The sequence below is a fragment of the Pseudoalteromonas sp. MelDa3 genome (genome assembly GCF_002863625.1).
GTDB lineage: Bacteria > Pseudomonadota > Gammaproteobacteria > Enterobacterales > Alteromonadaceae > Pseudoalteromonas > Pseudoalteromonas arctica.
Genome location: NZ_PJBR01000060.1, coordinates 15,839 through 31,186 on the forward strand (window position 1 = coordinate 15,839; position 15,348 = coordinate 31,186).

Sequence of the window (15,348 nt, forward strand, 5' to 3'; positions counted from 1 at the left end):
AAAAACAATTAATTAATACTGATAATTGTTAATTTAATATGGCCTTATTTGCAAATGTAAGCGCGCCAGGGTGACGATGAAAGTTACCATTGGTCATATCTAAATGTTTCAACCAAAGTTCTCTATACTGCGCTGAGAGCCCTAACTGCTGATATTGCATAATAGACCAATTCTCACTAGGTTTATAAGCAATACCTCCTACCTGGCAACTCTTTGCTTTATGCCAACCTGTTGGCGGCGACTCACCATGAGAAATAAATAAATTAGGTGCAACAAAACCTGTTTTTGCACACAACCATGCTTGCTTAGTTTTAGGCAAAGCGTATTCATCTTCAAAACCGTTAAAATGCATCAGCTCATGCAAAAACACACTGTATTTTGCTTTTGAGTTTATTAGCATTGTCCCATTCGTAACATTAGCCGTTCCGCCTTTTGGCATCATCACTATAAAATCAAAATTGTTAGGAAGCTGGCTATTAAGTTTAGATGATTGCCAGTCACACTTTGCTATGTGACTAGTACTACTTTTACACTCAAGCATACCCGCAACGTAAACGGGTTTTGAAAAGCAAAAAATATTTTCACGGGGCTCTGGTTGTTTGTTATAAGCATTAATAAACTCTGTAAGTTTATATAAGCCACTGCGATGATCGCTCATAGTCAGCACGTTAAACATACATTGATTGTTAGGTTTGTTTATATTGCTTAAAGATGAAAAGCCAAGATCGTGGATAAACGCGGCAGATATTTTACTCTGTGGTGTTTTTAACTGAAGTTTTAGATGATTTAGCACATCTCCTGCTGGTAATTTGTTTTTACTAGCGAGTAACTCTAAATCGCTCCAACGTGATTGCTCAAGTAACTTTGTTGCTAATACTTTACGCTCTGGGATTGTTAAGTCATTTATAGCGGAGAGCCAAAATTGTTTTGCAGTATCACTCTGACTGCTTTTAATAAGCTTAAGAGAATACATATATTGTGCTGAGGAAATTTTACTGCGAGCGAGTATAGCTAAAGAGGTCTTTGGTAACTGCTCTAGGTGAGCAGAAAAATAAACTGGTGAATTCCAATAACTTTGTAGAACATTGGCTTTTGTATTTAAAACATGCCAAAAGCCAATAGCGCCAAGGTGATTACTCGAGCCTGTAATTAACAAACAACATAGTAATACACCTATTAATTTAAAACGCTTAACTTGCGTCAACACCTTCCATCAACTCAAGTTCTAAACGCGCATATTTGTACTCAATAAACTCATGTACATTGGTTGCTAGCGCAAGCCTAAAATAGTCTGATGCTAAATAAAGCTCACCCGCTGCTTGATGCATTTTAGCTAGGTAAAAATAAGCTTCACATAAACGCTGGGCATATTCTTGCTCAGTTCTAACACCATCACTAATGCCTGATAAAAATGCATGTTCACTCATATCGCCCGTATAAAGAGAAATTAACTGATACGCCCATTGTGAATCATCAAGCGCAGTCGCATTTTGTTTAAGGGCATCAAGTGCGATTACTTTATCCTCGTGTGCCTGGGCTAAATAAACCCATAAAACACGGTACGGATCGTTAGGAGAACGGGCTAAAAACTCGTTAAAGTCATTTTTAGCAAGGCCAGCTCTATCGCCGTAATACAGTGCAATTCCTCGATTTAAATAGGCGTATTCATGCTCTTCATCAAGTTCTAGAGCTGAATCGAAAAACTCATAGGCTTTTTCGTACTGCTGCATAAGCGTATGTTGAATACCTAAAAAATTATATACTTCAGCTAAATCAGGCTTAAGTTTTACTGCGCGGTTAAAATCAATACGCGAAAGAGTGGTCATACCTAAACTATCAAAAAGTACACCACGGTCGTAATAAAGCTTAGCTTGTTGCTCTTCGCTTAAGTCAGCCCTATTCAATAACTCTGAGTAGCGTGCAATAGCAATTTCACTTCTAAAGTCAGAGGCTAAAGGTGCAGTAAATGGCACATTAACAATCGGGGTTGGTTCTGATTCTGTTGTAGTTTGGCAAGCGCTTAAAGACAAAATAGCAAAAGATGCCAAAGCTAAATGTTTGAGTATCATTAAAATCCTTAATACCAAGATATATCGCGATTAATATAAGACAGACCTTGTCCAATAAGGTTTCATTAAAGCATAAAAAAAGGGGCTAAACAGCCCCTTTTTTATCATCTAGCTAATATAACTAGATTAATAAGTTAACAATTACGCGTCAGTTGGCGCGTCAGCTGCAGGTGCTGCTGATTCCATTGCTTCTTTAATACTTAGACGTACACGGCCTTGGCGATCTACTTCTAGTACTTTAACTTTAACTTCTTGACCTTCAGAAAGGTGATCAGCCACGTTATTAACGCGCTCAGTACTAATTTGAGAAATATGTACTAGACCATCTTTACCAGGAAGAATGTTTACAAACGCACCGAAATCAACTATACGTACAACTTTACCTTCGTAGATAGTACCTACTTCAAGTTCAGCTGTTAATTGCTCAATACGGCTAATTGCATTAGCTGCACTTTCGCCATCAGTAGCGGCAATTTTAATTGTACCGTCGTCACCGATTTCAATCGTTGTACCAGTTTCTTCAGTAAGCTGACGAATAGTTGCGCCACCTTTACCAATAACTTCAGCGATTTTCTTCTGTGGGATTTTCATTGTGTATATGCGAGGAGCAAACATTGATAGCTCTTCAGAAGGAGCAGAAATTGCTTCGTCCATCACTTCTAAGATATGTAAACGTGCAGCTTTTGCTTGTTTAAGCGCAATTTGCATGATTTCTTGAGTAATACCTTCGATTTTGATATCCATTTGAAGTGCAGTGATACCTGCAGCTGTACCAGCAACTTTAAAGTCCATGTCACCTAAGTGATCTTCATCACCTAAGATGTCAGAAAGAACAACGAATTTATCGTCTTCTTTAACTAGACCCATCGCAATACCGGCAACAGACGCTTTAATTGGAACGCCGGCATTCATAAGTGCAAGTGAAGTACCACATACAGAAGCCATTGAAGATGAACCGTTTGATTCAGTGATTTCAGATACTACACGGATTGAATATGGGAATTCAGTCAATGTTGGCATTACAGCAGCAATACCACGCTTAGCAAGGTTACCATGGCCGATTTCACGACGCTTAGGAGAACCAACAAAACCAGTTTCACCTACACAGAATGGAGGGAAGTTGTAGTTAAGCATAAAGTGGTTTTTATGAGTACCAGTTAAATCGTCGATTAACTGTGAATCACGTTCTGTACCAAGTGTAGCTGTTACTAACGCTTGAGTTTCGCCACGAGTAAAGATAGCAGAACCGTGAGTACGCGGTAATACGCCAGTCATTACATCTAGTGCACGAATCATATCTGGTTCACGACCATCGATACGTTTTTCGCCAGAAGCGATACGGCCACGAACGATTTTCTTCTCAAGTGAACCGAAGATTTTACCAATTTCTTGCTTATCTAAAGACTCGCCTTCAGCAAGTTCAGCTGTTAACACTGTAACAACTTCATCTTTAGCTACGCCAAGTGCTTCTTTACGCGCTACTTTATCAGTGATTAAGTAAGCTGCGCCTACTTTATCAGCAGCAATTGCTGCAACTTTATCTTCTAATGCAACGTTTTTAGCTGGTGCAGTCCAATCCCAAGTAGGTTTGCCTGCTTCTGCTTTAAACTCTTCAATTGCAGTGATGATCGCTTGAGATTGCTCATGACCATATACAACAGCACCAAGCATTACGTCTTCTGCAAGTACGTTAGCTTCTGATTCAACCATAAGTACCGCTTTATCAGTACCGGCTACCACTAAATCAAGTTGGCTTTCTTCAAGCTCTTTTAATGTAGGGTTAAGTACGTATTCGCCGTTGATGTAACCAACGCGAGATGCACCAATTGGACCACTGAACGGGATACCAGAGATAGCAAGTGCTGCTGAAGTACCAATCATCGCAACCATATCAGGTTGGATTTCAGGGTTAACAGAAACAACAGTAGCAATAACTTGTACTTCGTTTACAAAACCGCTTGGGAAAAGTGGACGAATTGGACGGTCAATAAGACGTGCAATAAGTGTTTCGCCATCGTTAGGACGACCTTCACGCTTTAAGAAACCACCTGGGATACGACCAGCAGCGTACATACGCTCTTGGTAGTTAACTGTTAGTGGGAAAAAGTCTTGGCCAGGTTGTGCTTCACGCTTACCAACAACAGTTACTAAAACTGAAGTGTCGCCAATGCTTGCAAGTACAGCGCCGTCTGCTTGACGAGCGATTGCACCAGTTTCTAGAGTCACTGTATGTTGACCTAGTTTGAATTCTTTAATAATTGCTTGCACTTAAAATATTCCTTAAATGTATTCTAATAAGTTGTCATCAAAGTACCAATTACAGTACATAATTGTATTCAGTTGGAAATCAATTAAGTACTACAATTGGCAATGATGTGAATAAGCGTAGATAAACCTTTTTACCTACGCGCATAGTATATACCAAAGCTGCTTCAAAATGCGAGTCTAGGGTGTGTTGATCTTTGTGGATTGAAATTTGTTCAATCTAGGGTCGATTTAATCACGGCGCGAGATTTGTAACCTAGTGGGCTAAGTAAAAATCGAGCAACAAAGAGTTAATCGCCCCTAGGATGAACCCGCAGGGCAGCGCATGTTTGGCATTTATGCTGCGTTATCGCCTATTTATGGGGAATAACCACACTACATAGGCGCTGCCTTGCCTAAAGACCAAACATACAGCTGCAAAATTAATCACGAAAGGTCAACACACACTAGCTACTAGATTTAAACTGGGCTAATTAGCGGGTAAATACAACAGCTATTGGTAGGCTATGAAATGGGGGTTTTATATTATAATTCAATAGGTTTAAGAATTTTCTTAATTTGGAAACACAAATTTCAGGCACAAAAAAAGGAGCTAAAAAGCTCCTTTTTCTATAATCTAGTTCTTAGCGACGTAGGCCAAGTTCTTTGATTAACGCAGTATAACTAGTGATGTCTTTACCTTTAAGGTAATCAAGTAGTTTACGGCGAGTGCTTACTTTACGAAGCAGACCACGACGTGAGTGGAAGTCATGCTTGTGATCAGCAAAGTGACCTTGAAGCTTGTTGATGTCAAAAGTAAGTAATGCTACTTGTACTTCTGATGAACCTGTATCGCCTTCTGCACGTGCAAATTTAGCAATGATATCGATTTTTTCTTGATTGCTTAGTGACATAGTAACTCCAAAAATTAAATTTAAAAGGTGTCTTAGCCGATCACTAATTCAGCCAAAACGATTAAGCGGGCGTATTCTACCAACTGTAGGAATAACTACAAGCTAATTATCCCCAACTACAACTAATAAGCCACCGTTAGGCACATTAGTTGCTTATTCAGGCTTCACGTAATCGTCTTGCTGACTAGCAAGACCACGTTTAACCTTTAAATGACCGTTTGAGTTACGCTCACCAGTACCAATAAATATATTATCCGCAACAACTTTAATTGCACCATCAGGTAAAGCGATTGATAATTCTACAGCTTGCCCGTGACTAAAAATTCCCCCTTGTTCTTTTGTAATTTCAACAACGGGTAAATCAGTTAAAGCAGTATCAATTGGTAGCAATAGCGAGTCTAAATAAGTTGAAGGCGCAAGCTCTTCTTCTTTCGCTTTAGCAAGCAACGCTTCAATCTCATCAAGCGAGACCATTTTATCTGCCGGATACTGACCAACAGCGGTTCTGTGGAGCATAATAACGTGTGCGCCACAGCCTAGGTTTTCGCCTAAATCATCAACGATTGTACGAATGTAGGTCCCTTTAGATACATGGGCCGTCATTTGTAATACGTTGCTTTGTTCATCAAATTCGTCAAACGATAAGCTAAACACGTTTATTTTTCTGCATTTACGAGGAACTTCAATACCTTCGCGCGCGTACTTATATAACGGTCTACCTTGGTACTTAAGAGCTGAGTACATTGACGGATATTGTTCAGACTCACCAACAAAAGCAGCTATTTCTTTTGTTAGCTGTTCACGTGTAACGTTCACATCTTTAGTGCTAACAATTTCGCCATCAGAATCTGATGTTGTTGTACGCTCACCCAGTTGTGCACGAACGATATAGGTTTTATCTGTATCGAGTAAAAACTGCGTAAACTTAGTCGCTTCACCAAAACAAATTGGCAGCATACCTGTGGCAAGTGGATCTAAAGCACCTGTGTGCCCAGCTTTTTGCGCAAAATAAACACTTTTTGCTTGCTGTAATGCTTTATTTGATGAAATGCCTTCAGGTTTGTTTAACAACAAAATACCGTCAACTGCACGGCCTTTACTGCGCTTTGCCATCTGTATCAGTGCCTTCTTCGCTATCTGTATCGTCTACGTGATCAGTACCTTCTTCGCTATCTGAAACATCAGCAGCATCAACACTTTCTACGTCTTCATCTACATGCTTTGCGTTATCTTCGCGGATAATAGAATCCACTAAATTAGAAATACGCATACCTTCCATTAATGAGTTATCAACTACAAACTTTAACTCAGGCATTATACGTGCACGGATACGCTTACCAAGTAACGAGCGAATATAGCCCGTTGCTTCATTAAGTACTTTTGCGCTTTGCTTTGCTGCGTCTTCATCTTGTGTGTTAAACACAGTAATGAAAATTTTGGCATAAGATAAATCGCGCGATACTTCTACCGCTGACACTGTCACCATACCTAAGCGTGGATCTTTAATTTCGCGTTGTAAAATTACAGCAATCTCTTTTTGGATTTGCTGTGCAACACGATCAGTGCGAGAAAATTCTCTCATTATACTTGTCCTAAAATAATAACTTATTGAAATTAAATAATAAGTTAACTAAATAATGGATATGCAAATGGGGGCTAAGCCCCCATTTAAAATCTTAGCGTAGGGTGTGTAGAACGTCCGGCGTTAACCTGAGCGTTCAATACTCCCTAGTAACAATTATAGAGTACGTTGTACTTCAACTGTTTCGAATACTTCGATTTGGTCACCAACACGTACGTCATTGTAGTTCTTAACGCCGATACCACATTCCATGCCGTTACGAACATCAGCAACATCGTCTTTAAAGCGACGAAGTGACTCAAGTTCACCTTCATAGATAACAACGTTTTCACGTAGTACACGGATTGGAGCGCTACGTTTAATAACACCTTCAGTAACCATACAACCAGCGATTGCGCCAATTTTTGGAGACTTGAATACGTCACGAACTTGAGCAAGACCAATGATTTCTTGTTTAAACTCTGGCGCTAGCATACCTGACATTGCTTGTTTAACTTCGTCAATCAAGCTGTAGATTACGCTGTAGTAACGTAGGTCTAAGTTTTCAGTCTCGATAACTTTACGAGCTGAAGCATCAGCACGAACGTTAAAGCCAACTACAATTGCGTTAGACGCTGCAGCTAGTGTTGCATCAGTTTCGGTAATACCACCAACACCTGAACCAACAATCTTCACTTTCACTTCATCAGTAGAAAGTTTAGTTAGTGAATCAGAGATTGCTTCGATAGAACCTTGAACGTCTGCTTTAAGTACCACGTTAACTTCAGAAACATCGCCTTCAGTCATGTTAGTAAACATGTTTTCAAGCTTAGCTTTTTGCTGACGTGCTAGTTTAACATCGCGGAACTTACCTTGACGGTATAAAGCAACTTCACGCGCTTTACGCTCATCTTTAACTACAGTCGCTTCGTCGCCTGCAGCAGGAATACCAGAAAGACCTAAAATCTCAACTGGGATAGATGGACCAGCTGACTTAATGTCTTTACCGTTTTCATCGCGCATTGCACGAACACGGCCATACTCAAGACCACATAATACAATGTCACCTTGGTTAAGCGTACCAGATTGAACAAGTACTGATGCTACTGGACCACGGCCTTTATCAAGACGAGATTCAATAACAACACCAGCCGCCATACCTTCAGTAGGTGCAGAAAGCTCTAAAAGTTCAGATTGGTTCAATACTGCTTCAAGAAGGTCGTCAATACCTAAGCCAGTTTTAGCTGAGATATGAACGTACTGCGTATCGCCGCCCCATTCTTCTGGAATAACGTCTAGTACAGCAAGTTCGTTTTTAACACGATCTGGATCTGCGCCTTCTTTATCCATTTTGTTTACTGCGATGATTAAAGGAACGCCAGCTGCACGAGCATGCTGTACCGCTTCTTTAGTTTGTGGCATAACGCCATCATCTGCTGCAACTACTAGGATTACGATATCAGTCGCTTTAGCACCACGAGCACGCATTGAAGTAAATGCAGCATGTCCTGGTGTATCTAAGAAGGTGATCATGTGACCGTTTACATCAACATGGTATGCACCAATATGCTGTGTAATACCACCGGCTTCGCCAGAAGCAACCTTCGCAGAACGAATGTAATCAAGAGTTGATGTTTTACCATGGTCAACGTGACCCATTACAGTTACTACTGGAGCACGTGGCTCTGACTTACCATCTTCGTGGCGGTCATTAAGTACTGTTTGCTCTAATTCGTTTTCTTTAACAATGATAACCTTGTGACCCATTTCTTCTGCAACTAATTGTGCAGCTTCTTGGTCAATCACTTGGTTAATAGTAACCATGTCACCCATTTTCATCATTGTTTTAACAACTTCAGCGCCTTTAACGGCCATGCGTGATGCAAGCTCAGCTACTGTAATTGTTTCGCTAATACGCACTTCATTTTTAACATCAACAGTTGGTTTTTGGAAACCATGTTGTAATGATGCAGGTGCTTTTAACTTAGACTTGTTACGGCCTCTTGACGCTGCAAATTTATCTTTTGCTGGCGCTTTTTTCTTTTTCTTAGCACGGCGTGTACCTTGCTCATCACGAGCATCGGCAACATCTTCTGCTTCACGTGCATAAGTAGAAGTCGTAAGATGGTGATCCGCTGTTTCTTCGCGTTTCTTACGTTCTTCTTCTTCTTTCTTCCAGCGTGCCGAGTTTTCTTCAGCTAGCTTTCTTGCTTCTTCTGCTTGACGTTTCGCTTCTTCTTCAGCTTTCTTCAATGCGGCCTCTTCTGCTTCTTTTTGCAGACGCTCAGCTTCTATGCGATCTTTCTCAGACTTAGCACTTTGCTCTGGGGTCATCTGCTTTTGTTTCGCTTTACGCTCTGCATCAGCTTTGCGTTTAGCTTCTTCTTTGGCTTTACGGTCGGCTTCTTCTTTCGCTTTGCGTTCTGCCTCTTGTTTCGCTTTTAATTCTGCGGCTTCTTGGTCAGCTTTTTGCTGCTCTTCAAGACGCACTTTTTCTTCAGCAGCTAAGCGAGCTTGCTCTTGCTCTTGTTCCATTGCGCTTTTCTTCACGTAAGTACGTGTTTTGCGAACTTCAACTTGAACATCTTTTGCTTTACCAGTAGAGCCCGTAACACTTAAAGTGCTTTTGCTCTTACGTTGTAAAGTCATACGCGCTGGGCCATCTGAACCTGTACCGCCATGATGCTTGCTTAAATGATCAAGTAACGTTGCTTTTTCAGCTTCTGTTACGTTATCAGTTGCTTGCTTAGTGATACCTGCTTGTGAAAACTGCTGTAGCAATTTATCAACAGTCGTACCTATATCGCCGGCTAGTTTTTCAACATTTACTTCTGCCATAGTGTGTAATACCTCCGTTAATAAATTACTCGTCTGCAAACCAACAAATGTTTCGTGCAGCCATAATCAGTTCACCCGCTTTTTCAGATGAAAGTTCTGTGATATCAACTAATTCGTCAATACCTTGTTCTGCCAAGTCTTCAAGTGTAACAACACCCTTGCTTGCCATAACAAATGCTAAGTGACGCTCTAAGCCTTCAAGCGCAAGTAAGTCTTCAGCTGGCTCTGCGCCATCTAAGCTTTCTTCCGTTTTAAGTGCTTTAGTTGTCAATGCATCTTTTGCGCGTGAGCGCAGTAAATCTACAGTCTCTTCATCAAGACCATCAATTTCTAAAAATTCAGACGCTGGTACATACGCCACTTCTTCAAGTGTTGAGAAACCTTCGTTGATAAGTAATGATGCAAACTCATCATCAATTTCTAAATTTTCAGTGAATAAGTTAAGTAACTTATCAGATTCAGCTTCATTTTTAGTACGCATGTCTTCAACAGTCATTACGTTTAGTTCCCAGCCAGTTAACTGACTTGCTAAACGAACGTTTTGACCATTACGACCAATTGCTTGCGCTAGGTTATCTGCTTCTACAGCGATATCCATTGAGTGAGTGTCTTCATCCATTACGATTGAAGCAACTTCTGCTGGCGCCATTGCATTGATAACAAATTGTGCCGGGTTGTCATCGTAAAGTACGATATCAACACGCTCACCGCCAAGTTCTGACGATACAGCCTGAACTCGTGCGCCACGCATACCAACACATGCACCAATTGGGTCAATGCGTTTGTCGTTAGATTTAACAGCAATTTTAGCGCGTGAACCTGGGTCACGTGCTGCTGCACGTAATTCAATCATCTCTTCGCCAATTTCTGGCACCTCAATGCGGAATAATTCCATTAGCATTTCAGGTTTAGAGCGCGTTACAAATAATTGTGCACCGCGTGCTTCAGGCTTAACTTCATATAAAAGACCACGGATACGGTCACCCGGGCGGAAGTTTTCACGTGGTAACATGTCATCACGGTAAATTACCGCTTCTGCGTTGTTACCTAAATCAAGTACGATTGCATCGCGAGTTGCTTTTTTAACAACACCCGTTACCAGCTCGCCTTCTTGATCTTTGTATGCTTCAACAACTAAAGCGCGCTCAGCTTCACGTACTTTTTGTACGATAACTTGCTTAGCCATTTGTGTTGTAATACGGTCAAATTTGATTGAGTCGATTTGCTCTTCAACATAATCACCCATTTGCAAATCAGGTTCTTCAACCTGTGCTGCTTCTAGAGTGATTTCGCTGTATGGGTTCTCTAAAGAACCATCTTCTAATACAGCGGCAATCTGCCAACGACGGAACGTATCGTAATCACCGGTTTTACGGTCAATTGCTACGCGTACTTCAATTTCGCCATCGTGTTTTTTCTTTGTAGCTGTCGCTAAAGCGAACTCTAGAGCTTCAAAAATCTTTTCTTTTGGAACCGCTTTCTCATTGGAAACGGCTTCAGCAACCAATAATATCTCTTTTGCCATGGGTAATGCCTCGCTTGCCCTATTCCTTCGCACTCGAATTTAAAACTTCGCGATTAAATTCGCACGTTCGATGTTACTAAGCATGATCAGATGCTCTGCACCATCGCTAGATAGTGTGATCATATCGCTGCTAACTGCTACTAAGTCGCCTTTAAAATTACGACGACCATCCTGTGGAAGTTTAGTACGCACGCGTACTTCCTCTCCTTGCGCCTGCTCGTAGTGATCTTGTTTGAATAATAGACGATCAACACCAGGAGACGATACTTCCAAATCATATTCATTTGTAATTGGGTCTTCGACGTCTAAAATCGCACTAATTTGGCGACTTGCATCCGCACAGTTATCAACTGAGATCCCATCCTCATGAGCAATATATACTCTTAAGGTAGAATGGCGACCCGCTTGCACAAATTCAAGACCATGCAATTCAAAGCCTAACATTTCTACCGCAGGCGTTAACATGGTTACTAAATCTTGTTCAAGTTTTGTCACGAAAATCCTCCATACAAACAAAAAAAGGGCTTATAGCCCTAAAATACTGAGTTTAAGTTTTAATTTGATGACAATTGCCACAAATCGCAAGGTGCAGATACAACAACGCCCCGAACCAAGCGGGGCGTCACACCAATAAAGCATAAAACTGTGTGGCCTAGGGCCAAGCTTGGTTGCGAGTCAGTAAACTGACCTAATTAAACTACATAGTCTAAAACGCAAAACGCGCATTACTTAGAATGCGCGATATAAATTAGTAAGGTAATACCTACTAGTAGAATTGGTTGCGGGAGCCGGATTTGAACCGACGACCTTCGGGTTATGAGCCCGACGAGCTACCAGACTGCTCCATCCCGCGCCAATAGATATCAAACTTTAAATTTAATATCGCTGTTAGCTGTTTTACAACATGCTAAACAATGGCCGCTATTATAAGGATGTACGGGATGATTAGCAACTATAATACGCAATTAGTTTGTAAAATTTCCAATTCGTCAAGATGCTAATTTAATGTATATATAAGTAACATAAGTAATCAATCAATTTTATAAAATGCTGTCTCTAAATTATTAAATATTACAGCTTATTATTTTTGAGTGAAAATCAAACAAACTAAATTTGAGCTACCTTAGTACCTTCTAGATGCTTACAATTTACTAGAAAATAAATTGATATAACTAAAACCCATACTTTAACACTAAAAAAACGTGCAGAATTTTATCTGCCCGCTATAATCAATTTTATGCCACTTAATAATAGTAGTTATTACTCACTGCAGCGAGATAAAAATGAACCAACAACAATCAGCATTGTTAAATAACTTAACAATTATTAAGCCAAATTTTCATGCATTCACGGCTCGATTTCACAGTAAATTGGCTGAATCTAGCATTGAAATGAATTACCCAACAGCCTTACAATTTAACGAAAAGAGTTTTACCCTTTTTTGTGTGTTAGAACGAATTGCTAAACATTTAGATAAGCCAGCATCGGTAGCTCCTTTTTTAGCACATCATTTAATGTACCTAAAAAAAAGCAGTGTTTCGCAAAGTGACATTGCACTATTATCTGATGCGTTTTACGAAACCCTTAAAGAGCACCTTGGTAAACACTTTACTCCTGAGAGCCAGCTCGCTTGGAAAAAAGCCCTTAAATATTTTGAAAACTTTGCCAGCAATATTCTATTTAATGTATCTAATGTGGTTTCGTTACAACAAAAAATGCAGCAAAAGCAAAGTAATAAAATTTAAATATAAAATTTTAGGGGTGGCAATTTAACTTACTTAACCTCCCCATTAATTAAACTCATTTGCACACCATGATCCAACACGCCTTTATTGCCTTGATAATCGGTTAAGCCTTTTTGCTCTATTCACTCGTAGTTAAATAGTAAAACGATCCTTTAATTAAATACGTCCGTATAAAAAAATTTGGCTTTACTATGACCCATCACAAAACACTCAGACTAATACTAGGCGATCAGCTAAACCCATCTCATTCATGGTACAAGCAAAAAGACGACGACACGCTTTACCTCATCGCAGAACTAAAACAAGAAACTGACTACGTTAAACATCACATTCAAAAACTGTGTGCTTTTTTTAATGCTATGGAAAACTTTGCAACTGCATTAAACACGGCAGGTTTTAATGTTTTACATTTAACACTTGATGATACCGATGACGACAAGGACTTGATTGAATTACTCAAGCGAGTTGCCGATAAATACCAATGCGACTCTATTGAATATCAATACCCTGACGAGTTTAGGCTAAAATCTCAATTAGCTAAGTTTAAAAGTGATAGCTCATTAAATGTAATTGCTACAGATACTGAACACTTTTTATTACCGTTCACCGATATAAAAACACGCTTTACAAAAAACAAGCATGTAACAATGGAGCACTTTTATCGTGCTATGCGTAAGCAATTTAATATATTAATTGATGATGCAAAGCCAACTGGTGGCAAATGGAATTTTGATAGTAATAATCGTAATAAATTTTCCAAAAAAGACTTAGCCGACATCCCAGAGCCTAAGTTATTCAATACTGATGTTAGCAGCATTATTTCTCGTTTAAATAAACACAACGTCGCTTATTTGGGTGAAATAAATGAACATTCACTGGAGTGGCCAACAACGCGTAAACAAGCGATTGAATCTCTTGAATACTTTTGTGAGCACTTACTTAGTCGCTTTGGTCACTTTCAAGATGCGATGACAGATCAAAGTAAAAACAATACCAGCCTGTACCATAGCCGTTTATCGTTTGCCCTAAACGCAAAAATACTCCACCCGTTATATGTAATCAAACGTGTAATAAGCGAATACGAACAAAGACCCAATGAAATATCCCTCTCGCAAGTAGAGGGCTTTACCAGGCAAATATTAGGCTGGAGAGAGTATGTACGTGCCATTTATTGGATTAACATGCCCGACTACGCAGTTAAAAATCAATTACAAGCCAAAAATAAACTGCCATCTTATTTTTGGAACAGCTCTACAAAAATGAATTGTCTAAGCCACTCACTCAAGCAAAGCCTTGAAACCGCTTATGCTCATCATATTCAGCGCCTAATGGTTATTGGGAACTTTTGCATGCTTACAGGAATAAACCCTGATGACGTAGACAACTGGTACTTAGGCGTTTATATAGATGCCATAGAATGGGTAGAAATGCCCAACACCCGAGGCATGAGTCAGTTTGCCGATGATGGAATAATTGCAACAAAGCCTTATGCTGCAAGCGGTAACTACATTAATAAAATGAGCGATTACTGCAAAAGCTGTCAGTACGATGTTAAACAAAAAGTAGGAGATCAAGCCTGCCCGCTAAATAGCTTGTATTGGCATTTCATGAATAGACACAGAGACAGGCTAGAGAAGAACCCACGTATTGGTATGGTATATAAAAACTGGGATAAACAAGATGAAACACTTCAAGAACAAACGCTGCAACAAGCAACCTACTACCTTAATAATTTAGAAGCGCTTTAAGTAAAAAAACCGCCTCAAATGAGGCGGCTAAATAATCAGGGGAATATGTACTTTAGAAGACTATTTACCTTCTATTAGATTGCTATTACCAATTTCTATTTTACGTGGTTTAAGTGCTTCAGGAATTTCACGCTGTAACTCTATGCTTAATAAGCCGTTAGCTAAATCGGCACCAAGTACTTTTACATGGTCTCCAAGCTGAAACTTACGTTCAAAGTTACGCTCTGCTATACCTTGATGAATAAACTTACGTTCATTATTTTCATCTTTATTAGCTTTAATACCTGCAACTTTTAATGTGTTGTTTTCTGACTCAATGGTTAATTCACTATCACTAAAACCAGCAACGGCCATAGTGATTCTGTATTTGTCTTTATCGAGTGCTTCTATATTGTAAGGAGGAAAACTAGGCTGCTTGTCTGTATTAGCTGCCGCATCCATAAGTGATGCTAAATGTTCGAAGCCGATAAATGAACGATAAAGTGGTGATAAGTCTACTGTACGCATAATAATATCCTCATATTTAAGCGATATTTTGCATGTGCTTTTCTATTGAACAAGCTCAAGCAAAGTTTAATTAATAATATAAATTTCAATTGTTTAAGTTTAATTTAGGACCCATCAGGCGTCCTACTTAACTATATATGGACGGTAAAATTGTTTTCAAGTAAATTTATTAAAAATAAATAAAAAAGGCACTGAAG

Annotated in this window: 12 protein-coding genes and 1 tRNA gene; 2 read left to right on the forward strand and 11 right to left on the reverse strand. The window is 39.6% G+C overall.

Going from position 1 to position 15,348, the window contains the following annotated elements; genetic code table 11:
• Positions 1-28: 28 nt before the first annotated feature.
• The 10 genes from CXF89_RS12045 to CXF89_RS12090 all read right to left on the reverse strand — a co-directional run bounded on the left by CXF89_RS12045 (position 29) and on the right by CXF89_RS12090 (position 12,004).
• Positions 29-1,204: a hypothetical protein gene (locus CXF89_RS12045; protein WP_121954715.1), complete on the reverse strand. Its 1,176-nt coding sequence runs from the start codon at positions 1,202-1,204 to the stop codon at positions 29-31.
• The gene (nlpI, locus tag CXF89_RS12050) at positions 1,191-2,069 is read right to left on the reverse strand and encodes a lipoprotein NlpI (RefSeq protein ID WP_121954716.1); all 879 of its coding nucleotides are present in this window, start codon (positions 2,067-2,069) and stop codon (positions 1,191-1,193) included. The genes CXF89_RS12045 and nlpI overlap by 14 nt, the downstream gene beginning before the upstream one ends.
• A 141-nt stretch (positions 2,070-2,210) precedes the next feature.
• Positions 2,211-4,337, reverse strand: a complete 2,127-nt coding sequence (pnp, locus tag CXF89_RS12055; protein ID WP_121954717.1) for a polyribonucleotide nucleotidyltransferase — start codon at positions 4,335-4,337, stop codon at positions 2,211-2,213.
• Between the two features lie 620 nt (positions 4,338-4,957).
• A complete protein-coding gene (gene rpsO / locus CXF89_RS12060) occupies positions 4,958-5,227 on the reverse strand; it encodes a 30S ribosomal protein S15 (protein WP_007585509.1) in 270 nt (89 codons plus the stop codon).
• Between the two features lie 153 nt (positions 5,228-5,380).
• Positions 5,381-6,340, reverse strand: a complete 960-nt coding sequence (gene truB, locus CXF89_RS12065) for a tRNA pseudouridine(55) synthase TruB (protein WP_007585508.1) — start codon at positions 6,338-6,340, stop codon at positions 5,381-5,383.
• A complete protein-coding gene (gene rbfA / locus CXF89_RS12070) occupies positions 6,324-6,809 on the reverse strand; it encodes a 30S ribosome-binding factor RbfA (protein WP_007585506.1) in 486 nt (161 codons plus the stop codon). Before rbfA ends, truB begins: the two co-directional genes overlap by 17 nt.
• Positions 6,810-6,965: 156 nt before the next feature.
• Positions 6,966-9,626 (reverse strand): translation initiation factor IF-2, encoded by a 2,661-nt coding sequence (gene infB, locus CXF89_RS12075; RefSeq protein ID WP_007585504.1) that lies wholly within the window; start codon positions 9,624-9,626, stop codon positions 6,966-6,968.
• Positions 9,627-9,651: 25 nt separating this feature from the next.
• A complete protein-coding gene (nusA, locus tag CXF89_RS12080; RefSeq protein ID WP_007585502.1) occupies positions 9,652-11,151 on the reverse strand; it encodes a transcription termination factor NusA in 1,500 nt (499 codons plus the stop codon).
• Between the two features lie 39 nt (positions 11,152-11,190).
• Positions 11,191-11,646, reverse strand: coding sequence for a ribosome maturation factor RimP (rimP, locus tag CXF89_RS12085; protein WP_002958482.1), 456 nt, complete (start codon positions 11,644-11,646; stop codon positions 11,191-11,193).
• Positions 11,647-11,927: 281 nt separating this feature from the next.
• Positions 11,928-12,004: transfer RNA gene (locus CXF89_RS12090), tRNA-Met, on the reverse strand.
• 430 nt (positions 12,005-12,434) lie between these two features.
• Here CXF89_RS12090 and CXF89_RS12095 point away from each other — a divergent pair.
• Together CXF89_RS12095 and CXF89_RS12100 are read left to right on the forward strand one after the other, a co-directional pair.
• A complete protein-coding gene (locus CXF89_RS12095; protein ID WP_121954718.1) occupies positions 12,435-12,896 on the forward strand; it encodes a globin domain-containing protein in 462 nt (153 codons plus the stop codon).
• Between the two features lie 191 nt (positions 12,897-13,087).
• Entirely contained in the window at positions 13,088-14,644 is a 1,557-nt protein-coding gene (locus tag CXF89_RS12100; RefSeq protein WP_121954719.1) for a cryptochrome/photolyase family protein, read from the forward strand.
• A gap of 60 nt (positions 14,645-14,704) precedes the next feature.
• Here the strand turns inward: CXF89_RS12100 and CXF89_RS12105 are convergent, their stop codons facing one another.
• Positions 14,705-15,151, reverse strand: a complete 447-nt coding sequence (locus tag CXF89_RS12105; protein ID WP_007585496.1) for an Hsp20 family protein — start codon at positions 15,149-15,151, stop codon at positions 14,705-14,707.
• Between the last annotated feature and the right edge of the window lie 197 nt (positions 15,152-15,348).